The sequence below is a fragment of the Lacisediminihabitans profunda genome, from assembly GCF_008040105.1.
Lineage (GTDB): Bacteria > Actinomycetota > Actinomycetes > Actinomycetales > Microbacteriaceae > Lacisediminihabitans > Lacisediminihabitans profunda.
The window spans coordinates 1-248 of record NZ_VRMG01000133.1; the positions used below are offsets into that span (position 1 = coordinate 1).

The 248-nt window shown below is 35.9% G+C and carries 1 protein-coding gene; it reads right to left on the reverse strand.

Annotation, left to right across the window (positions count from 1 at the left end; all coding sequences use genetic code 11):
- Positions 1-36: 36 nt before the first annotated feature.
- A partial coding sequence (locus FVP33_RS19860) for a hypothetical protein (protein ID WP_222706815.1) occupies positions 37-248 on the reverse strand: 212 nt, incomplete at its 5' end.

Consider the following 248-nt stretch of genomic DNA (forward strand, 5'->3'; position numbering starts at 1 on the left):
ATTGTACACAATTCAAAGATGTAAACAGTATGTTTGCTATGGTTTTCTCCACACAAATGAAATATTTATCTCTCGTGTGTTTACCTGCCAGTCAATTTGGATTTTGTAACCTTGCTTGCATTGTATCACTGCACTGAGATTTGTTGGAGGATGAGGTTCTATATAAAGATGAAAAAACAGCAGCTTCTTTGTTGCTTCTTGCTTAACATAACTGCAAGTAATATGGCATGAATAGGTGGGCGTACTTT